This window comes from Rhodococcus sp. B10, assembly GCF_011770055.1.
GTDB classification, from domain to species: Bacteria; Actinomycetota; Actinomycetes; order Mycobacteriales; family Mycobacteriaceae; genus Rhodococcoides; species Rhodococcoides kyotonensis_B.
In genome coordinates, this window is record NZ_JAAFYV010000001.1 from 122,310 (window position 1) to 147,430 (window position 25,121).

General features: G+C 65.7%; 14 protein-coding genes (1 of these 14 only partly in view). 1 reads left to right on the top strand and 13 read right to left on the bottom strand.

The genetic code is table 11. The annotated features are described in order from the left end of the window. The 4 genes from RhoFasB10_RS00260 to RhoFasB10_RS00275 form a co-directional block, all read right to left on the bottom strand. On the bottom strand, positions 1-9,691 hold the 5' portion of the coding sequence (locus tag RhoFasB10_RS00260; protein ID WP_167674613.1) for a non-ribosomal peptide synthase/polyketide synthase. Its footprint begins 20,474 nt before the window's first position; the window shows 9,691 of its 30,165 coding nt (coding positions 1-9,691); its start codon is at positions 9,689-9,691; its stop codon lies off the left edge, out of view. Between the two features lie 419 nt (positions 9,692-10,110). Then, positions 10,111-10,548 carry a PPOX class F420-dependent oxidoreductase gene (locus RhoFasB10_RS00265; RefSeq protein WP_068432343.1) on the bottom strand — a complete coding sequence of 146 codons (438 nt, stop codon included), beginning with the start codon at positions 10,546-10,548 and terminating at the stop codon, positions 10,111-10,113. Positions 10,549-10,557: 9 nt separating this feature from the next. Next, complete coding sequence (locus tag RhoFasB10_RS00270) at positions 10,558-11,166, bottom strand: TetR/AcrR family transcriptional regulator (RefSeq protein ID WP_114329757.1); 609 nt, start codon at positions 11,164-11,166, stop codon at positions 10,558-10,560. Further along, positions 11,163-12,611 carry an amidohydrolase family protein gene (locus RhoFasB10_RS00275; RefSeq protein WP_167674615.1) on the bottom strand — a complete coding sequence of 483 codons (1,449 nt, stop codon included), beginning with the start codon at positions 12,609-12,611 and terminating at the stop codon, positions 11,163-11,165. The genes RhoFasB10_RS00270 and RhoFasB10_RS00275 overlap by 4 nt, the downstream gene beginning before the upstream one ends. 41 nt (positions 12,612-12,652) lie before the next feature. Between RhoFasB10_RS00275 and RhoFasB10_RS00280 the strand changes: the two genes are divergently transcribed. Continuing rightward, positions 12,653-13,081 carry a thioesterase family protein gene (locus tag RhoFasB10_RS00280; RefSeq protein WP_346764324.1) on the top strand — a complete coding sequence of 143 codons (429 nt, stop codon included), beginning with the start codon at positions 12,653-12,655 and terminating at the stop codon, positions 13,079-13,081. Here RhoFasB10_RS00280 and RhoFasB10_RS00285 read toward each other — a convergent pair. From RhoFasB10_RS00285 to RhoFasB10_RS00325, 9 genes are all read right to left on the bottom strand, one after another. After that, complete coding sequence (locus RhoFasB10_RS00285; protein ID WP_167674616.1) at positions 13,078-15,009, bottom strand: acetoacetate--CoA ligase; 1,932 nt, start codon at positions 15,007-15,009, stop codon at positions 13,078-13,080. The two genes, RhoFasB10_RS00280 and RhoFasB10_RS00285, sit on opposite strands and share 4 nt — an antisense overlap. Positions 15,010-15,133: 124 nt before the next feature. After that, positions 15,134-16,759, bottom strand: coding sequence for an AMP-binding protein (locus RhoFasB10_RS00290; RefSeq protein WP_167674618.1), 1,626 nt, complete (start codon positions 16,757-16,759; stop codon positions 15,134-15,136). A 49-nt stretch (positions 16,760-16,808) separates the two neighbouring features. Then, positions 16,809-17,585, bottom strand: a complete 777-nt coding sequence (eutC, locus tag RhoFasB10_RS00295; protein WP_167674621.1) for an ethanolamine ammonia-lyase subunit EutC — start codon at positions 17,583-17,585, stop codon at positions 16,809-16,811. Continuing rightward, positions 17,582-18,994, bottom strand: coding sequence for an ethanolamine ammonia-lyase subunit EutB (locus tag RhoFasB10_RS00300; RefSeq protein WP_167674623.1), 1,413 nt, complete (start codon positions 18,992-18,994; stop codon positions 17,582-17,584). Before RhoFasB10_RS00300 ends, eutC begins: the two co-directional genes overlap by 4 nt. Further along, on the bottom strand, positions 18,991-20,430 hold the full coding sequence (eat, locus tag RhoFasB10_RS00305) for an ethanolamine permease (RefSeq protein WP_167674625.1): 1,440 nt from the start codon (positions 20,428-20,430) through the stop codon (positions 18,991-18,993). Before eat ends, RhoFasB10_RS00300 begins: the two co-directional genes overlap by 4 nt. 90 nt (positions 20,431-20,520) lie before the next feature. Continuing rightward, the gene (locus RhoFasB10_RS00310; protein ID WP_068432371.1) at positions 20,521-21,492 is read right to left on the bottom strand and encodes a cation diffusion facilitator family transporter; all 972 of its coding nucleotides are present in this window, start codon (positions 21,490-21,492) and stop codon (positions 20,521-20,523) included. Positions 21,493-21,609: 117 nt separating this feature from the next. After that, a complete protein-coding gene (locus RhoFasB10_RS00315; RefSeq protein ID WP_174551508.1) occupies positions 21,610-22,152 on the bottom strand; it encodes a DUF779 domain-containing protein in 543 nt (180 codons plus the stop codon). Further along, entirely contained in the window at positions 22,152-23,675 is a 1,524-nt protein-coding gene (gene adh / locus RhoFasB10_RS00320; protein WP_068432382.1) for an aldehyde dehydrogenase, read from the bottom strand. The genes RhoFasB10_RS00315 and adh overlap by 1 nt, the downstream gene beginning before the upstream one ends. A gap of 95 nt (positions 23,676-23,770) precedes the next feature. Further along, complete coding sequence (locus RhoFasB10_RS00325; protein ID WP_068432387.1) at positions 23,771-25,066, bottom strand: transcriptional regulator; 1,296 nt, start codon at positions 25,064-25,066, stop codon at positions 23,771-23,773. Positions 25,067-25,121: the final 55 nt, after the last annotated feature.

The following is a 25,121-nucleotide window of genomic DNA, read 5'->3' on the forward strand; positions in this document are numbered from 1 at the left end:
CCAGCACATCGCCGACGGCGGCCTGCAGCGCCGACACGTCCAGCGAACCGGACATCCTGATGGCGACGGGCAGGTTGTTGACCGCCGATTCGGTGTCGAAGCGGTTGAGGAACCACATGCGCTGCTGCGCGAGCGACAGCGGCACGTGGTCCGGGCGCGGGCCGGCGACGAGGGCCGCTCGTCCTTCTCCACCGACGTGCGACTCCGCCCGCGCAGCAAGGCTTTCGACCGTCGATGCTTCGAACAGCACACGCACGGGCACACGCGCGTTCAACGCGGAGCCGACGCGGGAGACGACCTGGGTCGCGATGAGCGAGTTACCGCCCAGTTCGAAGAAGTCGTCGTCGAGACCGACGCGATCGAGTCCGAGGACGTCGGCGAACACTCCGGCGACGATCTCCTCGACGAGAGTCGTGGGGGCACGGAAGGCGCGGGCCTCGAACACCGGTTCCGGCAGCGCGTTTCGGTCGAGCTTGCCCGACGCACCGACCGGAAGCGTGTCGAGCACCACGAACGCCGACGGCACCATGTACGACGGAAGCGAGCGTGCGACGACCGACTGCAGAACACCGGAATCCACCGTCGCACCCGCGGCGGGCACGACGTAGGCGACCAATTGCTCGGATCGAACCAACACCACGGCCGCCGACACCGAGTCCTGTGCCACGAGTGCCGATTCGATTTCGCCGAGCTCGATACGCAGACCACGCAACTTGACCTGGAAGTCGGTGCGGCCCAGGTATTCCAGCTCTCCGGCGGCGGTCCATCGCACGAGGTCACCGGTGCGGTACATGCGCGCACCGTCGTCGAACATCGATGCCACGAAGCGGTCTGCGGTCAGATCGGCGCGGCCGAAGTAGCCGCGTGCCACCTGCTCGCCCGCCAGGTACAGCTCGCCCGCGACACCGATCGGTACGGGACGCAGACGCGAATCCAGAACGAGGACACGGGAATTCCAGACAGGCGAGCCCATCGGAACCGAGACGCCGGAGATGTTCCACCCCGCAACGCCTGCCACCGGCCGCGACGTCGCGTGGACCGTGAACTCGGTCGGGCCGTACAGGTTGTGGATACCTGCGCCGGGTAGCGCTGCCGCGGCAGCCCCCACCACCGACACCGGCAGGGCTTCACCGGCCACCAGCACCGCGCGCAGTGTGCTGCATCCGCCCGGCGCGATCGCCGAAACAAACTCCGAAAGCACGGACGGGACGAACGACGTCGCCGTCACGCCCTCGGATTCGACGACCGCCACCAGGTACTGCGGGTCGCGGTGACCATCGGGCTCCGCGATCACCAACCGGGCACCCGACGCGGGCGCACCGAACAATTCCCACACCGACACATCGAACGTGAACGGAGTCTTCTGCAACACCACATCGTCGACGCCGAGACCGTACTCGGCGACCAGCCACGACACCTGGTTGACCACAGCCGCGTGCGACACCGCCACACCCTTCGGCCGACCCGTCGACCCCGAGGTGAACAGCACATACGCCGCATTCGACGCACGCAACGGCTGCATACGGTCGACGTCGCTCACCGCGCCGGCCGAGAACCCCTCGAGCGGAAGTCGATCCACCGCAACATGTTCGAACGCCACCTCGTCCCGCGACGTCGACAACACCACCGACACACCGGCCGTACCGAGAATGTACTGGTTGCGCTCCGCAGGCTGGTCCGGATCCACCGGAACATACGCCGCACCCGACCGCAACACCGCATACAGCGCCACCAGCATCTCGGTCGAACGACGCATCGCCACCGCGACCGTCCGCTCCGGACCCACTCCCTCCGAGATCAGGTAACGCGCAAGACGATTCACCCGCGCATCGAACTCGGCGAAGGACAGAACCGTCCCCTCGAACACCACCGCCGTCGCATCCGGACGTGCCGCCACCTGCGCGTCGAACGCATCCAACACCGTCGCACCCGCATCCAGCGCATGTGCGGTGTTGTTCCACGACTTGAGAATCAGCCCACGCTCGACGGCGTCGAACAGTTCGATGTCGCCGACCCGGACCGCGGAGTCCTCGATGACGGCATCGAGCACGTACAGGAATCGATCCGCGAACGACGAGACCGTCGCCTGATCGAAAAGGTCTGTGGCGAAGGTGAACTCGGCGGACAATCCGTCGGCCTGGCCGCTGGGAGTCAGGCGTTCGGTGAGAGTCAGCTGCAGATCGAACTTGGCGACGGCCGCATCGAGGTCGACGCTGTCGATGCTGAGCGCAGGCAGGTCGAGATGCGTCGGGCCGAGATTCTCGAACGACAGCATGACCTGGAACAGCGGGTGCCGTGCCGTCGAACGGGACGGGTTCAGCACCTCGACGAGCCGCTCGAACGGAATGTCCGAGTGCGCGAACGCGCCGAGAGCGGCTTCGCGCGCGTGGGCCAACAGGTCGTTGAACGACTCGTGTCCGTCGACCTCGGTGCGCAGCACCAACGTGTTGACGAACATGCCGACGACGTCGTCGAGCGCCTGCTCGCCACGTCCCGCGACCGGGGTTCCGACGGCGATGTCCTCGGTGCCCGACAACCGTGACAGCAGCACGGCGAGTGCAGCGTGAACGACCATGAACAGCGACGCGTTGCGTTCGCGTCCGACGTCGAGCAAGCCGCGGTGCACGCGTGGCTCGATCTCGAAGTCGACCGTGCCGCCGCCGAACGACTGCCGCGCCGGACGCGGACGGTCGGTGGGCAGATCCAGCTGATCGGGAAGCCCGTCGAGGGTGCTCTTCCAGTAGTCGACCTGCTCGGAGATCAGCGACGTCGGATCGTCCTCGGAGCCGAGCGTCGCACGTTGCCACAGCGTGTAGTCGGCGTACTGGACCGGAAGCGGGGCCCACGCGGGCGACTCCCACTCGGTACGCGCCGCGTAGGCGACCATGACGTCGCGGGCCAACGGCCCCATCGACCATCCGTCGGCCGAGATGTGGTGCACGACCATGGTGAGCACGTGTTCGGTCGGGCTGATCTCGAACAGACGGGCACGCAACGGCACATCGGCCGTCACGTCGAACCCGGTCGACGCCAACTGCCGTATTGCCCTTTGCAATTCGGCGACGGTGGTGTCGATGGGCATCAGGTTCGGCACGATCTGGGCGGCGTCGAGGACCACCTGGTGCGGGCCGTCCGCCGAATCCGGGAACAGCGTCCGCAGCGACTCGTGGCGGTCGATGACGTCGAGGATCGCGACCTGCAGCGCGGGCACGTCGAGAACGCCCGTCAACCGCAGCGCGATCGGCAGGTTGTACGTGGCCGACTCGGTGTCGAAACGGTTGAGGAACCACATACGCTGCTGCGCCAACGACAGCGGAATGCGGCTCGGTCGCTCACCGCGTGCGAGCGCCACCCGAGCGCCCCGGCCTGCCTCCTGCTCGACGCGAACGGCGAGCTGGGCGACGGTCGGCGATTCGAAGATGGCGCGCACCGGAACCTGCGCGTCGAGTGCGGCACCGAGTCGCGCGACCACCTGGGTGGCGACGAGCGAGTTACCGCCGAGCTCGAAGAAGTCGTCGTCCAGCCCGACGACGGGCGCACCGAGTACGTCGCTGAACACGGTCGCGACCGTCTCCTCGATGGGAGTCGTCGGAGCGCGGAACGTGCGGAAGCTGATACCGACCTCGGGCTCGGGCAGCGCACGCCGATCGAGCTTGCCGATCGGCGTCAGGGGCACCTCGTCGAGCACCATGACGACCGACGGCACCATGTAGCTCGGCAACATCCGTCCGACGTGCTCGAGCAGTTCGGCCTTGTCGATCTCGTCGCTGCCGTGCACGTAGGACACGAGAGCCGTTTGGCCCGACTGCAATTCGTGCCCGAGCGTCGCTGCGAACGTCACAGCGGGGAACGTTTCGAGGGCGGCGTCGATCTCGCCGAGTTCGATACGGAAACCGCGGACCTTGACCTGGAAGTCCGACCGACCGACGTACTCGATCGCGAAGTCCTTCGTCCAGCGCACGACGTCGCCGGTGCGATACATACGAGTGCCTGTAGGACCGAAGGGGTCAGCGACGAAACGGTCCGACGTCAGACCTGCACGCTTGTAGTACCCACGTGCGACGGCGTCGCCCGCAAGATAGAGCTCACCTGCGACACCGACCGGGACCGGCTGCAGACGCGCGTCGAGAATCAGCGCCGAGACGCCGGGGACCGGTCCACCGACCGTGATGGGCTCGCCGGCGAACAGCTCGCCGCGCGTGGAGACGATGGTGGTCTCCGTCGGACCGTACGCATTGAAGAACCGTCGTCCACGTGCCCACCTGGACACCAGATCCTGTGCAGACGCCTCACCGCCGACGGACAGCAGCTCGAGGCTGTCGAGACCGGACGGGTCCATCGAGCCGAGAACCGCGGGCGTGATGATCGCGTGCGTGACACCGGTGTCGGCGAACAACCGGTGCAGTTCGGGTCCACCGATCACCGACGGCGGCGCGACGACGAGTGTTGCACCGGCCGAAGCGGTCAACGCCCATTCGAGAACCGACGGGTCGAAGCTCGGCGAAATGACATGCAGGAAGCGCGATTCCGGTGTGACCCGATAGAGCTCACGCGACTGGTCGACGAGACCCGACAGGCCTCGATGCGTCACGGCCACACCCTTGGGCAGGCCCGTGGAACCCGACGTGTAGATCACGTAGGCCGGGTTGTCGAGGTGGAGCGGAGCGATCCGCTCGGCGTCGGTGACCGCTCCGTTCGTGTACTGCTCGACGCCACGCTCGAACGCGGGATCGTCGACGGCCCACCACTCGCACGTGTCGGGAAGTTCGTGTATGCGTTCGGACGACGTGATACCCACGGCCGCACCCGAATCGGTAAGCATGTGCCGGACACGGTCGACCGGATACTCGGGGTCGACCGGCACCCATGCTGCGCCCGTCTTCGCGACGGCCCACATCGACACGACCATCTCCATCGAGCGCGGAAACGCCAGTGCGACAATCGTTTCGGCGCCGATTCCACGATCGATGAGGTACCGAGCGTAGCGATCGGTGATGTCGTCGAGTTCACGGTAGGTCAGCTCGTCGCCCGACGCGTACACCGCGACGCCGTCGGGATTCGCGGCGACTCCCGCCTCGAGGAACTCGGGCAGTGTGCGGTGCGACGGAACCTCGCCGCCGTGCACGCTGGTGAGCGCGTCGAGTTCGTCGGCGGCCAGGATGTCCATGGCGCCCACGGGCACCGACGCGTCCGCGACGATCGCGTCGAGGATGCGCAGGAACCGATCGGCGAATCCCTCGATGGTCGCTGCGTCGAACAGGTCGGTGGCGTACTCGAAGACCGCTTCGATGCGATCGGGCCTACCGGATTCGTCCTGATGCTCGGTGAGCCACAGCTGCAGGTCGAACTTCGCGATCGGAACGTCGAGTTCCGATGCGGACGCGCGCAATCCGGCGAAGCCGATGTCGTTCTGGCGCGCGGCGTCGAGCGACAGAGCCACCTGGAACAGCGGGTGACGCGCCCGCGACCGGGCCGGGTTGAGGACCTCGACGAGACGCTCGAAAGGAATGTCGGCGTGTGCGAAGGCCGACAGGTTGGTGTTGCGCACCTGGTCGAGCAGTTCGTCGAACGACGCATTCGGCTCGACGTGTGCGCGCAGCACGAGCGTGTTGACGAACATGCCGATGATGTCGTCGAGCTTCTCGTGCGCTCGGCCCGCGATCGGTGCTCCGATCGCGATGTCGGTCGTGCCGGACAGGCGTGACAACAGCACGGCGTACGCCGCTTGGACGACCATGAACAGTGACGCCTGATGCGTCCGAGCCACTTCCGCCAGGCCCTGATGGATGCGAGCGTCGACGACGAACCGGCTCTTCGCGCCGGCGTTCGTGGCCACCGCGGGCCGCGGCCGGTCCGACGGAAGATCGAGCTGATCGGGAAGCTCGTCGAGGGTGCGAACCCAGAACTCGATCTGCTGCGCCGACAGCGATGCGACATCGCTCTCCGACCCCAGCATCGCGCGCTGCCACAGTGCGTAATCCGCGTACTGGACCGGCAGCGGAGCCCACCCGGGAACGCGACCGTTGGTGCGCGCCTCGTAGGCGACCATGATGTCGCGCGCGAGGGGTGAGAACGACGAACCGTCGGCGGCGATGTGGTGCAGAACCATCGCGAGCACGAACGAGTCCTCGGCCAGCTGGAACAGCGCGATGCGGAACGGAACCTCGATCGAGACGTCGAAGCTCTCCCGTGCCAGATCGATCAGCTTCGACGTCAGCTCGGACTCGTCGACCCGCGTCGCGCTGAGACCGGTGAACGCGTCCTCGGTGCGCAGAACGACCTGCTGAGGCGAATCGTCGACGAGCGGATACACGGTTCGCAGCGTCTCGTGCCGCGTGACGACGTCGGCGAAGGCCGTGGACAACGCCTTCTCGTCGACCCGACCGGTCAACCGGACCATGAACGGCAGGTTGTACGCCGCGGTGTCCGGATCGAACCGGTTGAGGAACCACATACGCTGCTGCGCGAGCGACAGCGGTACGAGGTCGGGCCTCGGGCCGGCCACCAGCTCGGGACCGCTCGTGCCCTGCTCCATCGCCGACTCGGCCCGGGCAGCCAGAGCGCCCACCGTCGGCGCCTCGAACAGTTCGCGTACACCGATCCGAATGCCGAGTGCGGTGCCGACGCGTGTGACCAGTTGCGTTGCGATGAGCGAGTTTCCGCCGAGTTCGAAGAAGTCCTCGTCGAGACCGACACGGGTGGCCCCGAGCACGTCCTCGAACACGCCTGCGACGACGTATTCGACGTGGCTCTGCGGTGCGCGGTACTCCTTCGCGCTGGCGAACACGGGCTCGGGCAGAGCCTTGCGGTCGAGCTTGCCGCTCGTGTTGAGCGGCAACGACTCCAGAACCATGACGGACGCCGGAACCATGTACGACGGCAGTGCATGCGACGCGAATTCCGTTGCGTCGCTGGGGTCCACGTTTCGACCCGGCGCCGCGACGACGTAGGCGACCAGCTGGTCACCGGTTGCCGTCGGCACGACGAGCGTCACGGCCTGCGAGATGTCCTCGTGCGCGAGCAGCACGGTCTCGATCTCGCCGAGTTCGATGCGCTGACCGCGGAATTTGACCTGGAAGTCGGTGCGGCCGATGTAGTCGATGTTGCCGTCGGCGCGCCACTTCACGAGGTCGCCGGTGCGGTACATGCGAGAACCGTTCTCCGAGAACGGGTTCGCGACGAAACGATCGGAGCTCAGGTCCGGTCGGCCGACGTAGCCGCGCGCGAGCTGCACGCCCGCGAGGAAGAGCTCACCCGGCTCACCGATCGGAGTCGGACGCAGTGATGCGTCGAGAACATAGGCCTTGACGTTCCATTCGGGCACACCGATCGGAACCGTGCGTACGTCCTGAATTCCGCTTTCGTAGTACGTCACCGACACCGCGGCCTCGGTGGGTCCGTACAGGTTGTGCAGGCCCGCCGGGCTCAGTTCACGGAACGCCGCGGCGGTCTCGGCAGGCAGAGCCTCACCGATCACGAAGACGTGGCGCAGCGATCCGCAGGTGCCGATCGGCGCGTTCGCGACGAACACCGTCAGCATCGACGGTACGAAGTCGGTGATCGTGACGCCGTGTTCGGCGATCTTGTCGGCGACGTAGATCGGGTCGCGGTGGCCGTCGGGGGTCGCGAGCACCATCGACGCGCCCACCTGCAGCGGCAGGAAGAATCCCCACAGCGAGACGTCGAACGTCGTCGCCGTCTTCTGCAGGTACACGTCCGACGGCTCGAGACCGTACTCGGAACGCATCCACTGCAATTGGTTGTCGATGGCCTCGTGCGTGACGGCCACGCCCTTGGGACGACCCGTCGAACCCGACGTGTAGATGACGTAGGCGACGTTGTCGAGCCGCACCGGGCCGAGGCGGTCCGCGTCGGTGACTCGGGTGGCGTCGAGCGCGTCGTAGTCCAGGCGGTCGACCTCGAGCACGTCGATACCCGCCGGGAGGTCCACCTCGTCGTACGACGTGACCAGTACGCACAGCGGATTCGCCGACTCGAGGATGTATGCGGTGCGCTCGGCCGGGTGGTCCGGATCGATCGGAACCCATGCGCCGCCGGCCTCCACGATGGCGTACATCGCGACGACGAGGTCGAGCGACCGTCGAATCGACAGTCCGACAAGGGTTTCCGGACCGACGCCCATCTCGACGAGCCGGCGCGCCACTGCGCTGACGCGCGCACCGAGTTGGCCGTACGTGAGCGACGACTGCTCGTAGATCAGCGCGGTGGCGTCAGGATCCGTGTCGACGCGAGCATGGAAGTCCGACAGCAGGGTTCGTTGCTCGACCGGGTGGTCGGATGCATTGAAGGCGTCGACGACGAGCGCCTTCTCGGCTCCCGTGGTGACGTCGAGGTCCCACACGCGGCTCGATGGATCCGACGCGACGAAGCGGTCGAGGAACTCGACGAACCGTTCGTGGTTACGCGCGGACTCCTCGGCCGAATACAGGTTCGGGTTCGACTCGAAGTCGATGTGCGTCGTCTGTCCACCGACGCTCTGGTACAGGTTGAGGCCGAAGTCCTCGATCAGGCCGGTGGACAGAATGTTGATGCCGCCCACCATCGACCCGAGGCGCACCTCGGTGAAGAACAGCATGATGTTGACCCACGGGCCGAAGAACGACGCCTGGCCGCTCGCCCCGCCTGCGTCGCGCCGAATGTCCTCGTGGCGGTAACGCTGGTGACGAAGCGCTCCGGACACCTCGGTTGTGACCTTGGTCAAGAGCTCTTCGACAGAGGTGTCCCGCGCCACCGTCAAGCGCAGCGGTACGACGTTGGACACCATGCCGCCGGAGCGGCGGAGGACCGCTGTGGTGCGCGCGGTGACCGGAAGGCTCAGTACGACGTCCTCGCGGCCGGTCATGTGGGCGAGGTAGCTGGCGAACGCCGCGATGACGACGGTGGCCATCGTGGATTCGGTCGCCGCCGTCAGTTCCTCGAAGCGGGTGACCGTGTTGTCGCCGAGCGCCGCGGTGTCGATCTGGCTGATCGCAGCCGGAGGCGCTGTGCGACCGGCGATGCTGGTTGCCTCCTCGATGCCCGCGATGCGATCGGCCCAGTACCGGCGGTCGGTCTCGAAGCGAGAGGAGTCCCGGTACGCGGCGTCGATCTCGTAGACCTTCTTCAGGTCCGACGACTGATTGGGTTTCGGTTCGACCTTCTCGACCTCGGCCGTGTAGAGCTCGGCGACGCGGTTCATGAACGTGACCGAGCCGAACCCGTCGAGCACGACGTGGTGGACACGGTTGAACCAGAAGTAGCGGTCGGTGTCCAGGTGCAGGACCGTCGCCGCGATCAGACGGTCGTGCAGGATGTCGATCGGCGCGCTGTAGTCGGCCCGCATCCACTCGTGGGCGGCGCGCTCCGGATCGTCCTCCTCGCGGAGGTCGACGTAACCCAGCGGCGCGTCGAGGGTCGGGTCGACGAACTGACGGGGTTCGGTGTCGACCTCGACGATGCGGATGTAGCCGGACTGCATCTCGAGGGCAGCCGCAGCGGACGAGCGACGAAGAAGGTCTAGATCGAGGTCACCGCGAAGCTCGACGTACTGGGCGATGTTGGCCGGTACGGAGGGATCGACATGTTGCGCGAACCACATTCCGAGCTGTGCCGGAGAAAGAGGGAACGACGAGTGTGCCCCGAGCCCTTCGGATTCGCCATCGGTCGATCCTCCCAAACCTAGCGGGTTCAATCGAATCCTCTCTTCCCACTTTCACACGCCCCCAGCGAGAAGTCGGACGCACCGACTTTCCTTCTGGGCACCGAACACATCGATCTCGAAACAATGAAACTACGCATCTTGAACACAAACTGGCACCAGCACGGAGCCGATCGAAGTTACCCCTCGGTACATCTCTCGGCCAAGCCTTCACCGTTACACAGGACCGAGGACTTTGCCCACCTTCGCTGGGTACGACACTCGGCATCCGGCCATGCCGGGCCAGCGGTTCGTGACACGTCACTAAAACGATGGTTCAGAATCCACATCCTTCGCTGAGCACCGGACCAATCTACAGGGCACACTCCCCCGTCATCCAAAACCGACGGGCTGTGGAAGTGGCACAGGTCATCGTGTTCCCGGACACGACGGAATCGAACCTCGCGGAACGCTCACGCGGTGACATTCAACGCGGCGGTGACCTTCGTTGCGCGGATCCGCACGACGAGTTCACCCGGGACTCCGTTGCGCCTACCGAACTCTTCGGCGCGGTCCCGGCCCATGTAGCGACCGCCGATAGCCGTTGCCGAGGCGAGCAGATCCTGCGGGTCCTCGGAGGTCTCGGCGACACCCTGGATCTGCACGAACCCGTACGGCGGCTCCTCGAGGTCGACAGTCAACACGACACGTGGGTCCCTGGCGATGGCCTTTCCTTTGGCCGTTCCACTGCCGGTGTTGAACACGACCACATCGTCGTCGACCACGAACCAGACGGGAGCCACCAGGGGCCTACCGTCGGGCGCCACCCAGCCGAGCTTGCCGGTTCTGGTGCCCGTCTCGAGGAACTCGCGGACCTCCGGGGTCAGAGAACGGTCTGGTGGTGAGTCCATGGCGTGAGGCTACCGCCCACCACCGACAATTCGCCGTGCGATGTTCAGGTAGACCTCGGTCAGTTCGAGAGCCGAGAGCGGGCCGCCGGGCCGATACCAGCCCGCGACGCCGACACACATCGTCGTCACCGCTCGCGACGCGTCGGCCGGATGGTCGGCGTCGAACTCTCCTGACTCGATGCCTGCCAGCACGATGCCGTCGAGTTGCCGCTGCTGCTCGTCACGAAGCTGCACGTAGTGCGCCCGGTTCTCCGGATCGAGGCTCCTGATCTCGGTCGACCCGATGAACGCCTGGTCGCTCCGATACATGTGGAACAACAACAGCGACTCGACGACGGCGTCGAACCGCGCCGACGGTGACGAGCCCGCCTCGGCGTCGGCCTGCTTCGACCGCGCGAGGAGTTCGTCCATCGCGGCCGTCATCAGCCCGACGAGCAACGCCTGTTTCGACGGGTAGTGGTGATAGAGCCCCGGCACGGACAACCCGGCGCGGCCGGCGATCTGCCGAACCGACGTTCCGTGATAACCCTGCTCGACGAACGCGCCGAGCGCGGCCGCGAGCGGTGCGGACAGCGTCGACCCCTCGTAGATGCGCCAGCTTCCCGGTGTAGTGGTCACAGCGACCTTCCGTCGAACGTGCAGACGCCGCCGCGGACCGTCGCCACGATCGGGACGGCACGCAGGTCTCGGTTACCGAGGGAAGCCGGGTGCTCGGCCAGGAGCACCAGATCGGCGGATGCTCCGACCTCCACCGATGCGCGTCCACCCGATGCCGCTGCCAACGCCACGTCGAGCGGAAGTGCCTCATGGGGCTGCCACGGCGCACGCTCGTCGTCGGTACGCCACACCGCGTCGGCGCTCGCGTCGAGCGGAGAAGGCGGGCTGACCGGGGCGTCGGATCCGAAGACGACGTGCGCGCCCGACTTGTGCAACGACAGATAGGGGTAGGCGATCGATGCACGGCCGCTCCAGAGTTCGTCGGCGACCTCGCGATCGCTCATCGCATGCTGCGGTTGAACCGAAGCGGTCACGCCGTTCGCCGCGAATCGCGCGATGTCGGCGGGCATCACCTGCTGCGCATGTTCGATGCGGCCACCGCACCCGACCGCGGCGAACGCGTCGAGCGCCAGTGTGTTCGCTCGATCACCGATCGCATGGATCGCGGGCACGATCCCGCCACTCGCGGCCCGACGCATCAGCGTGACGAGATCCTCGGGCGTCTCCAACAGCAGTCCCGACCCCTCGCCGCCCGGGTAGGGGTCGTGACAGCACGCCGTTCTGGTGTTGAGCGAACCGTCGAACATGACCTTGAGCGGACCGAGTGCGATCCCGTCGGCAACAGGGTCGCCGGTGTGCGCGCCGAGGGTCAGTTCGTGCCCCAACCATTCGGCCCACACCGCGAACTGCACGTCGACTGCGGGGCGGGCGATCTCACTGCGCCGCGACCAGACGGTCCTGTTGTCGGCGTACTCGAAATCGGTGACGGCGGTGATGCCGCGCCTGGCCAGTTCGTCCGTGGCGGCCAGGGCTACGCGATCGCCCTCGTCCGTGTCGACCAAGCGCTCGAGGGCGTTCAGCCCTTCCATGCAGTCGATGTCGCGCAGCACACCCGTCGGATGGTCGATGTGCAACTCCGCCAACAGGGCCGGGCTCAGCCACAGCGTGTGCAGGTCCATGCTGGTGATCGCTGCACGGCGACCGGGCAGCGCGTTCTGCAGCACCTCTTTGTGCGGCTCGTCGGGCCACAGCGCGTCGCGGAATCCCTGCGCGCGGAGAATGGACGTGCCGTGGCGCTCGTTGGAACGGGCGAGAATGTCCACCAGATCGACGGCGGAGTCGGCACCGGAGACGTCGATGCGCGTCAGCGACGCCGCCCACTGTGTCAGATGCACATGACTGTCGACGAACGACGGAACCAGTGCTGCGCCGCCGCCGTCGAACACATCGCCTTCGATCGGACGCGACGACGCGGCAGTCGCGGTCACCTCGGCGACGCGGCCGCCGACCGTCTGGACGTCGACGGCCGGCCCGCCCGGCGCCAGGACGACATTTCTGATCAGCACACCCGGACTCTAGAACACCGAAGTCATGAGAACGTGTAGCGGTGACCGACGACAACGAGATCGGCTATCACGCGCGGGTCACCGTGCGCTGGTCCGACATGGACGCCTTTCACCACATCAACCACGCGCGCATGGTGACTCTGCTGGAGGAAGCGCGCATCGAGTGGCTCCTGAGTGCAGGTGAGGCCAACGAGAGTCTGATCAAGAGCGCGTTGATCGCAAACGTGAACATCTCGTACAAGAAGCCGCTGCGGCATTCGGACAGCCCGCTCGACATCACACTGTGGTTCGAGAAGGTGCGGTCGGTCGACTTCACGATCGGCTACGAGGTCCGCGCCGCGGGCGCACCTGTGGGTTCGCCGCCTGCCGTCGTCGCGACCACTCAGATGGCGATGGTCGACGTCGGCTCGGAGTCGCTGCGCCGGATCACCGCAGACGAGAAGGCATACCTCGCACAGTGGACCCGCTAGCGCTTGTCGCGGCCTTGCTCGACGTACCAATCCACGAGATCCGGTGCGTCGACGGCGGTTCGGTCCAGAGTTCGCGACGCGTCGCCGCCCTGGAACAGCCGCTTGATCGGCACCTCGAGCTTCTTACCGGTCCTGGTGTGCGGGACGCCGGGCGCGGCGATGATCTCGTCGGGCACGTGCCTCGGTGACGCGTGCTCACGAATCGCCGTGTTGATGCGCGCCCGCAGCGCGTCGTCCAGCTCGGTTCCGTCGGTGAGTACGACGAACAACGGCATCCAGTACCCGCCGTCGCCTCGTTCGACTCCGAGCACGAGTGATTCGACGATCTCGGGCAGCTCTTCGACGGCCTGGTAGATGTCGGCGCTACCCATCCGAATGCCGTTGCGGTTCAGCGTCGAATCCGAGCGACCGTGCACGACGATGCTGCCGTGCGCGGTCAGTGTGATCCAGTCGCCGTGTCGCCAGACCCCCGGGTACGCGTCGAAATACGCTTCGCGGTAACGCGATCCGTCGTCGTTCCAGAATCGCACGGGCATCGACGGCATGGGCTCGGTCACGACCAACTCACCGACCTCGTCGGTCACCGGCCGGCCGTCGACGTCGAAGGCCTTCAGCGCGACGCCGAGGAACGGCGCCGAGAGCTCACCCGGCCACACCGGCACGGTACGGACCCCACCCGCGAACGCCGACACGACGTCGGTGCCGCCGGAGATCGAGAACACCGGCACGTCGCGACCGACGTTGTCGGACAACCACAGTGACGACGACGCGGGCATCGCAGACCCCGTGATGCCGATCGCGCGCAATGCGGACAGATCGTGATCGCGCGACGGGCGCGATTCTGCCTTGATGCAGGACAGAACGTAGCCGGGACTGGTGCCCAGGAATGTCACCTTCTCCCGAGCAGTGATCGCCCACAGCGCATCTGGCGTCGGGTACGCCGGGCTGCCGTCGGCACACACGATCGTCGCGCCGACGAGCAGTCCTGCCACCTGGAAGTTCCACATCATCCAACTCGGGCTCGTGTACCAGAAGAACGTGTCGTCGGATCCGATGTCCGAGTGCAGCGCAACAGCTTTGAGGTGTTCGAGCAACACTCCCCCGTGCCCGTGGACGATTCCCTTCGGCAGACCCGTCGTCCCCGACGAGAACACGACCCACAGTGGATGATCGAACGCGACCGGCACCGATGTCCACTCACCCTCGCCGGCCGACGCGTCCTCCCACGAGAGGGAGCCGTCGACCGCGTCGCCGACTCGAATCACGGTGTCGACCGTCGTCAATCCGTCTCGGAGAACCGCGACATCGTCACGCTTGTCGTGGTACTTGCCGCCGTAGGAGTAGCCGTCGGCGGCGATCAGCACCTTCGGATCCAGCTGCCCCAGCCTGTCGAGGGCTGCGGACGCGGAATAGTCCTGCCCGCACGCCGACCACACCACGCCGACACTCGCGCTTGCGAGGAATGCGACGACGGCCTCGGGAATGTTGGGTAGGTACCCCACGACCCGATCCCCGGGCTCGACGCCTGCCTCACGCAGTGTTCGAGCGACCGCGGCCGTCTGCCGGGCGAGTTCTCGCCACGACAGCTCGGCGCGCGAGCCGTCCTCCCGTGCATGGACGATCGCCGTACGGTCGCTGTCGGAGTGCCGTCGCACCTGGTCGACGTAGTTCAGCTGCACACCTGGAAACCACGGCGCTCCGGGCATACTCGAACTCGCGAGCACCTCGGTCGGCTCGGTGTCCGACTGGATGTCGAAGTAGTCCCACACCGTGCGCCAGAACTGCTCGACGTTCTGCGTCGACCACTCCCAGAGTTCGCGATAGTCGGCGGTGTCGACCCCGTGACGCTCCGAGACGACGCGCTGGAAGTCGGTGATCCGTGCGCGCTCGATGTCCTCCGACGACGGCGTCCACTGCGGTTCGGTCATGCGCCCAGTATCCCTCGAGCAAATTCGACCCGGCCCGCAAATCTTCACGCCGAATCGAGATTCTCAGCCGATGCATCGACGGAGGATCCCGATCCGCCGTGAGAATCTCGAGTCGGCGGAAATCTCAACTCAGCAAATCCAGCGACCTCTCCCGCATCTCGACCTTTCGGACCTTCCCGGTGACGGTCATCGGGAATTCGTCGACGACGTGGACGTACCGCGGAATCTTGTAGTGCGCGAGCTTCCCCTCGCTGAAGGCTCGAATCCCCGAGGCGTCCAACGGTTCCGCACCCTCGCGCATCCGAATCCACACCATGAGTTCTTCGCCGTACTTGGCGTCGGGAACCCCGATCACCTGGGCGTCGAGGATGTCGGGGTGGGTGTACAGGAACTCTTCGATCTCCCTGGGGTAGATGTTCTCCCCGCCGCGAATCACCATGTCCTTGATGCGGCCGGTGATCGATACGTAGCCGTCCGAATCCATGATCCCGATGTCGCCGGTGTGCATCCATCCGGCCGCGTCGATCGCCTCGGCGGTCTTCTCCGGCTGCTCCCAGTAGCCGAGCATCACCGAGTAACCGCGGGTGCACAGCTCCCCTGCCTCGCCGCGTGGCACGGTCAGCCCGTCGACGGGATCGACGATCTTGACCTCGAGGTGCGGTCCGACGGCTCCGACCGTCGACACGCGCTGGTCGATGGTGTCGTCGCTGCGGGTCTGCAAGGACACCGGCGACGTCTCGGTCATGCCGTAGCAGATCGACACCTCGGCCATGCCCATTCGTTCGATGACCTGCTTCATGACTTCGGTCGGGCACGGCGAGCCCGCCATGATGCCCGTCCGCAGCGACGACAGATCGTACGAATCGAACTCGGGCAGAGCGAGTTCTGCGATGAACATCGTCGGTACCCCGTACAGCGACGTGCATTTCTCCTGAGCGACGGCCTTCAACGCCGCTGCCGGATCGAACGCCTGGCCCGGAATGACCATGGCCGCACCGTGACTCGTACACGCAAGATTGCCCATCACCATCCCGAAGCAGTGGTAGAACGGCACGGGAATGCACACGCGATCGACCTCGGTGTAGTGGCACAGTTCGCCGACGAAGAATCCGTTGTTCAAGATGTTGTGGTGACTGAGCGTCGCACCCTTCGGGAAACCCGTTGTGCCCGACGTGTACTGAATGTTGATCGGATCGTCGGCGCTCAACAGCTTCTGCGCATCGGCCACGAGCGACGGGTTCTCCGCGAGCGCCCTGTGCCCGCGATCGGTCATCAATTCCCACGGGAAACTGCCGACGAAGACGGCCTCGCGTAGATCGGGGCAGTCCGTCCGCGCTTCCTCGATCATCGCCGCGTAGTCCGCGCCCTTGAATTCGGGCGCAGACAGTAGAAGCGACACCCCTGCCTGCTTCAGTACGAATTGCAGTTCGTGCGTCCGGTAGGCCGGGTTGATGTTGACGAGAATCGCACCGATCTTGGCGGTTGCATACTGCGCGAGCACCCATTCGGGGCAGTTCGGTGCCCATATCCCGACCCGGTCGCCCTTCACGACGCCTTTGACCAGCAGGCCGGCAGCCAAGATCTCGACGTCGGCCAGGAACTCGGAGTACGTCCACCTCCGGTTCGTGGCGACGTCCACGAGAGCGTCGCGGCCGGCGTGGCGGGCAGCGGTTCGATCGAGGTCGGCACCGATGGTGTCGCCCAGCATCGGTATGGACGACACCCCGGAGGAGTAGCTGAGAGTTTCCATTTCACCCACGATAGTGACGCCCGTCACTACCTACCACCCCCGAACGGGGCTACTCCGAGATCACCTTCACGTCGAGGCTCTCGAGCGCGTCGGCCCTGGATGTGTCCTTCAGCGCGACACCCGACTTACCCAACCTTCGGGCGCCCGCGATCAAGCTCGCGACGATCTTCGCGGACTGCTCGTAGCCGAGGCCTTCCGGTGGGTGGATGTTCGAGATGCAGTTGCGATCGGCGTCCGACTTGCCCGGGGCAGGCAGATGCGTCAGATAGATTCCGAGACTGTCGGCGACGGACAGCCCTGGCCTCTCCCCGATCAACACGAGCACCGTCCGCACCCCCATCGCCTCGGCGATGTGGTCGCCCAGCGCGACGCGCGCCTCGGTCGCAATGACCGGCGGCGCAATCGAATACACGTCGGACAGTTCGCTCACGAGGGCCCGAAGCATCTGCGTACCGTGATCCATCAGTGCGCGCGGAGACAAGCCGTCGCTCAGAACGACACCCACGTCGAATTCGCCTGCCGAGATCGCGCTCAGATCCTTCGGCTGCCGCCCGAGATCCGGCCGTCGCAGATATTCGGCCCTGGACTCCGCACGCGACGTCACGGCGACAGGCTTTCCGACGCCGACCGCCTCGACCTCGGCCGCGAACGCCTCCACGTCCAACGGCATGTGGACCGCGTCGCGCGCCGCAGCGTGCGCCGACCTGAACTCGAGCACTCGTGACGTCGGAAGCGCATCGCCGGTGCGCCCCAGTCCGATTCGGGCCTGTGTGGTCAGCCGCAAGTCGTGCCAGAATTCGTCGTCGCGCCGTTCGACACCGCTCATCGCGAGCTCGTCAATGCTCGGAGCGGCGACCCGGCCGCGTCGATGTCCAGGAGCCGACCTGTTCCGTCGACCATGCCCAACCGGTCGAGCCACGCAGCGAACTCGGGAGCAGGCTTCAGCCCCAACACCTGTCGGACATAGAGCACATCGTGGAAGCTCAGGCTCTGGTAGCCGAGCATGACGTCGTCGGCACCCGGCACTGCGATGACGAACGCGACCCCGGCTGCTCCCAACAGCGTCAGCAAGGAGTCCATGTCGTCCTGATCGGCTTCGGCGTGGTTGGTGTAGCAGACGTCGACGCCCATCGGCAGTCCGAGTAGCTTGCCGCAGAAATGATCTTCGAGCCCAGCGCGAACGATCTGCTTTCCGTCGTACAGGTATTCGGGACCGATGAACCCGACGACGGTGTTGACCAGGAGCGGTTCGAGATCGCGACAGACGGCGTACGCGCGCGCCTCCAGTGTCTGTTGATCGACAGGTCTGCCGTCCATGCCCACGTGAGCACCCGCACTCAGCGCCGAACCCTGCCCGGTCTCCAAGTACATGACATTGTTTCCGACGGTTCCGCGGTGCAACGATCGCCCCGCCTCGTTGGCATCCCGCAGCAGCGAGACATGCACGCCGAAACCGGAATTGGCGCCCTCGGTGCCTGCGACGGACTGGAACACCAGATCGACGGGTGCGCCCTTCTCGATCAGTTCCATCGTCGTCGTCACGTGGGACAGCACGCAGGACTGTGTCGGAATCTCGAAGCGCTGACGGATCTCGTCGAGCAAGTGCAGCAGGTCCGACGTCGCGTGCGGCGAGTCGGTCGCGGGGTTGATGCCGATGACGGCGTCACCGGATCCGAGCAACAGCCCATCGAGCGTCGCTGCGGCAATGCCTTTCGGATCGTCCGTCGGGTGGTTGGGCTGCAGCCGCGTCGCCAGTGTCCCCGACAGGCCGACCGTCGTACGAAATGCAGACGTGACCTCCGTCGCCCTGGCGACGGCGATCAGATCCTGATTGCGCATGATCTTGCTGACGGCCGCAACCATTTCCGGCGTCAGCCCCGAGGCGATCGATTTCAGAACTCGTACCGAGTCCTCCCGCGCGGCCGCGTCGAGCAACCAGTCTCGAAGACCGCCCACGGTGAGATGCGAGATCGTCCCGAATGCGACGCGGTCGTGCGAGTCGATGATGAGCCGGGTGACTTCGTCCGTCTCGTACGGGACGAGGAGGTCGTGCAGGAAGGTATCGAGCGAGACATCCGCCAGCGCCCACTGAGCCGCGGCGCGCTCGGCGTCGGACTGTGCCGCGCAGCCGGCGAGTTCGTCCCCGGATCGCTGCGGAGTGGCCTTGGCCATCAAGTCGACGAGGCCGTCGAACTGGTAGGTCGTGCCGGATACCTGATGCCTGTAGGTGGTCATTCGAGCTCGGCTTCGGCCCGGGCAAGGGCGGCGAATTCCTCGTCGGGAGAGTTCGCGACGAGATGGTGCCTGCTGTAGATACCGAAGTAGAGCATGAACGCGGCGAACACGCCGAGGCACCAGAGCGCGGCCGTGCTGTCGACGAGGAACGTCGCGACGACGGCCAGTGCAGCGACGACGAGCGCGAAACCGGTGGTGACGACGCCACCGGGCGTCCTGTACGGACGCTCCATGGCCGGCTCCTTACGACGCAGCACGATGTGGCTGACCATCATCAGAACGTAACTCAGCGCGGCCCCGAACACTGCCATGTTGAGCAACATCGCACCCTGGCCGGTGAGCGAGAGCAGGAAGCCGATGACGCCGGGCACGATCAGCGCGAGCGTCGGAGCCTTTCGAGAGTTGGTGACAGACAACGTCTTCGGAAGGTAGCCGGCTCGCGACAGTGCGAACAGCTGACGGGAGTACGCGTACATGATCGAGAAGAAGCTGGCGATCAGACCGGCGAGCCCGATGTAGTTGACGACCTTGGCGGCCGAGTTGTCACCGAGCGCCTCGACGAGCGGATTGCCCGATGACTGCATCGCCTCGGCCCCGCCTGCGCCGGTCACCAGGAACAACACGCCGGCCCCGGTCACGAGGAGCACCCCCATGGCCGCGATGATGCCGCGCGGCACGTTCTTCGACGGGTCCTTGGCTTCTTCGGCGGCGAGTGGAACACCCTCGATGGCCAGGAAGAACCAGATCGCGAACGGCACCGCCGCCCAGATGCCCAGGTAGCCGAACGGGAGGAAGCTCGACGCCCCTGCGGCATCCGTCGGCGCGATGTCGGTGAGGTTCGACGCGTCGAACTGTCCCAGTGCCGACACGGCGAACACCACGAGACCGACGAGTGCGATCGCGGTGATGACGAACATGATCTTGAGCGCTTCGCCCGCACCAGCCAGATGGATGCCGATGAAGATCGCGTACACCGCCAGGTACACCCACCATCCGTCGGTGATACCGAAGAGTCCGAGCGACTCCACGTAGGCGCCGATGAAGGTGGCGATGGCCGCGGGCGCGATTGCGTACTCGATGAGAATGGCTGTGCCCGTCGCGAATCCGCCCCACGGGCCGAGCGCGCGGCGGGCGAAGGTGTAACCGCCACCTGCCGCGGGGAGCGCCGACGACATCTCCGCCATGCCCAGCACCATCGCCAGGTACATCCCGGCGATCAGGATTCCGGCGATCAGCAGACCACCGAACCCGCCCTGTTCGAGTCCGAAATTCCAGCCCGAGTAGTCACCGGAGACGACGTAGCTGACGCCGAGCCCTGCGAGAAGAATCCAGCCCGCGGTGCCCTTCTTCAACTGCCGTTTGGCGAGGTAGTCCCCGCCTTCGACGTGGGACTCGGTCCCGTCGTGGTGAGCGCCTGCCGGTTCGGCGACGGACATGGGTGGCCTTCTTTCATCGAATGCGCTTCTCGCTGCAGCGAAGATAGGCCGACGCTGTAAGCGGGGCGTCATCAACAGATGACGGCTGTATTACGTGCGGTGCGAGACGGTTCCGGTGTCGCCCTCGTCCGGATCGGACACGGTGAACACCGCGTCGACGACGGCTACGTTGGACTCGAGACGACTCTCCAATCGACGGAGCACATGGGCGATCGAGGATTCGACGGCGTCACCGACAAGGTCGACGCTGGCAACGACGAAAATCTGTTTCGGACCGACGAATTCGATGCGGACGAAACGAACCGACGCCACCTCGGGGAACTTCTCGATGCCACTCACCACCGCGTCCCATAATGCGCCGGGCCCGGGTTCTCCGGTGAGGAATCGACGATTTCGATCGATGAGAACGATCGCGACGACGCCGAGGAGCACACCGACGGCGATGGACCCGAGCGCGTCCCACACGGCGGAGCCGGTGAGCTGATGCAGTCCGATACCTGCTGCAGCGATGACCAGACCGATCAGCGCGGCGGCATCTTCGGCGAACACCGCACGCAGTGTGGGGTCGGACGTCTCCAGCGCGTAGTCGAGGAAGTCCGTCTCGTACGCGTTCGCTTCCCCGCGAATCTGCTTGACGGACTGCAGGAACGAGATTCCTTCGAGGACGAACGCGACTGCGAGCACCACGTAGTTGATGGTGTAGTTCTCGGCGGACGACTCGCCGCCGAGGAGCGAGGTGATTCCGTGCCACACCGACACCGCCGAGCCCGCCACGAACAGCCCGATGGCGGCGAGCAGTGACCAGACGTACGCTTCGCGGCCGTAGCCGAGGGGCCGACGGCGGTCGGGACCGCGGGACCCGCGCTTGTTCGCGACGAGCAGGAATATCTCGTTGCCGGTGTCGGCCCACGAGTGAGCCGCTTCGGCAACCATCGATGCCGACCCGGTCACGACGGCCGCAACGGATTTGGCGACGGCGACGCCGAGGTTGGCGCAAAATGCGACGACGACCGTACGGAGGCTCTCGCCACCGGGAGCGTCCGAAGGTGTGGAACTTTTCACCGGATCGACTCTAGGCGCCTTCGGCGCACGTGCGTGGGAATGTACAGTGCTGCCGGGTCGTTCCGCAGGCTCCGCTCCCGCCGGGTATACATTTCCACGCACGTGCAGCGAAGCTGCCTAACCCTGCAACATCCCTGGCACCGGACAGGCGTCCACTGCCTCGGCGACGACGATGACGTCGTCCGGCACCGGCGGCCTGCGGCCCTCTTCCCAATCGACTCCGACGAACGGAGTCTCGTCCTTCAGCACGTCCCACTCGTCCTGCGTGAACGCGCGGCCGCGACTCAGGAACCGAAGTCCCTCCGGAGTTTCCAGCGAGAACCCCGAACCGCGACCCGGGACGACGTCGAGCACCATCTGGGTGTGCTTCCAGGCTTCGAACTGCGAGCCCGAAATCCACACCGGAACCGCGTCGCCGCCCTCGGGAAGGTCGGTCGGGATGTCGCCGACGTTCAGACGAAGGTCCAACAGCCCCAGCAGGACATCCCGGTCACCGACGATGAATTCGTCTGCGGGGTAACACATCGGCGACGACCCGTCGCAGCATCCACCGCTCTGATGCATCATCAGTGCGCCGTGGTTACCGCCGAGGCGACGGAGAAGCTCCATCGCCCCGGCGGTTGCTCTGAGCCGGGCCGGGGGCCGGCTTGCGGCAGGCATCAGAAGAAGCCCTGAGCCTTCTGGGCGTAGCTGACCAGGAGGTTCTTCGTCTGCTGGTAGTGATCGAGCATCATCTTGTGGTTCTCGCGTCCGATGCCGGACTGCTTGTAGCCACCGAAGGCTGCGTGTGCCGGATACTGGTGGTACGTGTTCGTCCAGACGCGGCCGGCCTTGATGTCGCGGCCCGCGCGGTACGCGACGCCACCGTCACGGGACCAGACACCTGCACCGAGACCGTAGAGGGTGTCGTTGGCGATGGAGATGGCGTCGTCGTAGTCCTTGAAGGACGTGACGGAGACGACCGGCCCGAAGATCTCCTCCTGGAAGATGCGCATGTCGTTCTTGCCGGTGAAGATCGTCGGCTGCACGTAGTAGCCGCCGTTCAGGTCACCGCCGAGCTGTGCGCGTTCGCCGCCGGTGACGACCTGCGCGCCTTCGCCCTTGCCGATCTCGATGTACGACAGAATCTTCTCGAGCTGATCGTTCGACGCCTGCGCACCGATCATCGTCTCGGTGTCGAGCGGATTGCCCTGTCGCACAGCCTTCGTGCGGATCGCAGCCAGTGCGAGGAACTCGTCGTAGATGTCGGCCTGGATGAGCGAGCGCGACGGGCACGTGCACACCTCGCCCTGGTTCAGCGCGAACATCGTGAAGCCCTCGAGAGCCTTGTCCTGGTAGTCGTCGTCGGACGACAGGACGTCGGAGAAGAAGACGTTGGGGCTCTTGCCACCGAGTTCGAGGGTGACCGGGATCAGGTTCTGCGACGCGTACTGCATGATGAGGCGTCCCGTGGTCGTCTCACCGGTGAACGCGATCTTGGCGATGCGCGGGCTCGACGCGAGCGGCTTGCCCGCTTCGGTGCCGAATCCGTTGACCACGTTGACGACTCCGGCAGGAAGAAGGTCACCGATGATCGAGATGAGATGGAGAATCGATGCCGGGGTCTGCTCGGCAGGCTTCAGCACGACGGCGTTGCCTGCCGCCAGTGCGGGAGCGAGCTTCCAGACGGCCATCAGGATCGGGAAGTTCCACGGAATGATCTGACCGACGACGCCGAGCGGCTCGTGGAAGTGGTAGGCGACGGTGTCGTCGTCGATCTCCGACAGCGAACCTTCCTGCGCGCGAATGCATCCGGCGAAGTAGCGGAAGTGGTCGATCGCCAGCGGAATGTCGGCGTTGAGAGTTTCACGGATCGGCTTGCCGTTGTCCCAGGACTCCGCGAGTGCGATGGACTCGAGGTTCTCGGCCATGCGGTCGGCGATCTTGTTGAGGAGCACTGCGCGCTCGGCGGCGGAGGTCTTGCCCCAGGCGGGTGCTGCGGCGTGCGCGGCGTCGAGCGCGAGCTCGATGTCCTCGGACGTGGAGCGGGCTACCTCGCAGAAGTTCTCACCGGTGACGGGAGTCGGATTCTCGAAGTACTGGCCCTTGACGGGCGGGACCCACTCGCCGCCGATCCAGTTGTCGTAGCGCGGCTGGAAGGACATGACTGAATCTGCGGTACCTGGGCGGGCATAGACGGACATCTAGTGACTCCTTCGTCGTTCATCAACTGATGTGATTCAGAACACTAGAGTCTGCAACGTTGCAACTACGTTGCTGCACTGCGTGCAGAAAAAAACTACATGCCGAGCTGGCGATCCAGATGGTCGATACGTGCGCTGACCTGGCCGTACAACGCGGAATCGGCACTCAGCGTCGCCCGGTAGGCCTCCCACGCGACGAGGTCGCTCCTGCCGTGGATCGACGACGTCCATTGCGCCAGCAACATCGGGTCGCCGACGCGCAGTAGTGCAGCCTGGACCCGCGATCGCAGTTCGTCGCGAATCTCCTCGATCCCGGGCGACACCGATCCGGGCAGCACCGGGCCGGCATAGATACGCAACGCTGCTTCCACGTCGCCGCGATCGAGCGCCCGACGAACGTCGTCGACGTCGGACGTCAGCGCACCCACCAGCCGGTAGGGGCGCGACGCCAGGCCGGAGGAGCCGAACGTCTTGCGCAGGCGCGACATCTCGGCCCTGATGGTCACCGAGTCGAGTTCCTGCTCGTCGAGCAGCACTGCGAGATGGTCGGAGCTGAGTCCTTCGGGATGATCAGCCAACAGCAGCAGAATCTCGGCGTGACGCTGCGACAGTGCGGTGCGACCGCTGCCCCGGACCAGTCCCGGCCTGCCCGAACCCAGCACTTCGAGGCGAGGAGCTGTCTCGCCCAACGACTTCGGCGAGTTCATCAGATGCACGCGGAGCTCGGACTCGGCTGCGGCGACGGTCGCACGAATCAACGAGAGAACCTCGGGGACTGCGACGCGCGGTCCTCCGGTGATGTCGATGGCGCCGAGGATGTGCCCGCTCGTCGGGTGGTGCACGGGAGCGGCCGAACAACTCCAGTCGTGCACGGTACGAGTGAAGTGCTCGGCGGCGAAGATCTGCACACAATGGTCGACGGCGAGCGCGGTTCCCGGCGCGTTGGTGCCCTTGCTCTCCTCGCTCCAATCCGCCCCTTCGGCGAAATTCATCATCTGAGCACGGTCTTTCGCGGACGTGTCCCCTTCGACCCACAGGAGGCGGCCCTCCGCGTCGGAGATCGCCACGAGCAGACCGGTATCGGCGGCATCCTCGACGAGAAGTTTGCGAATGACGGGCCGAATGATCGACATGGGGTGGCCGTTGCGATACCGCTCCAACTCGACACCCGTCAGCACCGGGGCCTCGTCGCGACCGTTGGGGTCGACTCCCTTGGTACGACTCCGCATCCAGGAATCGAGGACGACGGATCGGACGGAATCCCCTGCAGGCCATTCGTGCTCGACGAAGGACCGATGAGCGGTCGACATCTTGCGAGCCAGGACATCGACGTCGTCACCGGGGCGAACTGCTACCCACGGGTTGCCCTGTCCTGCCACTCTTCCTGTCATCTACGTAGTCCCTTTTCAGACGCGTTCACACCACTGTAACGCAGCTCACACACGC

Bases quoted from the DNA above. Each gene is read 5' to 3' on its own strand.
- adh (WP_068432382.1), bottom strand. From the start codon at position 23,675: ATGTCCGTCTATGCCCGCCCAGGTACCGCAGATTCAGTCATGTCCTTC.
- RhoFasB10_RS00265 (WP_068432343.1), bottom strand. From the start codon at position 10,548: ATGGACTCACCACCAGACCGTTCTCTGACCCCGGAGGTCCGCGAGTTC.
- eutC (WP_167674621.1), bottom strand. From the start codon at position 17,585: ATGAGCGGTGTCGAACGGCGCGACGACGAATTCTGGCACGACTTGCGG.
- RhoFasB10_RS00300 (WP_167674623.1), bottom strand. From the start codon at position 18,994: ATGACCACCTACAGGCATCAGGTATCCGGCACGACCTACCAGTTCGAC.
- RhoFasB10_RS00285 (WP_167674616.1), bottom strand. From the start codon at position 15,009: ATGACCGAACCGCAGTGGACGCCGTCGTCGGAGGACATCGAGCGCGCA.
- RhoFasB10_RS00325 (WP_068432387.1), bottom strand. From the start codon at position 25,066: ATGACAGGAAGAGTGGCAGGACAGGGCAACCCGTGGGTAGCAGTTCGC.
- RhoFasB10_RS00315 (WP_174551508.1), bottom strand. From the start codon at position 22,152: ATGCCTGCCGCAAGCCGGCCCCCGGCCCGGCTCAGAGCAACCGCCGGG.
- eat (WP_167674625.1), bottom strand. From the start codon at position 20,430: ATGTCCGTCGCCGAACCGGCAGGCGCTCACCACGACGGGACCGAGTCC.
- RhoFasB10_RS00290 (WP_167674618.1), bottom strand. From the start codon at position 16,759: ATGGAAACTCTCAGCTACTCCTCCGGGGTGTCGTCCATACCGATGCTG.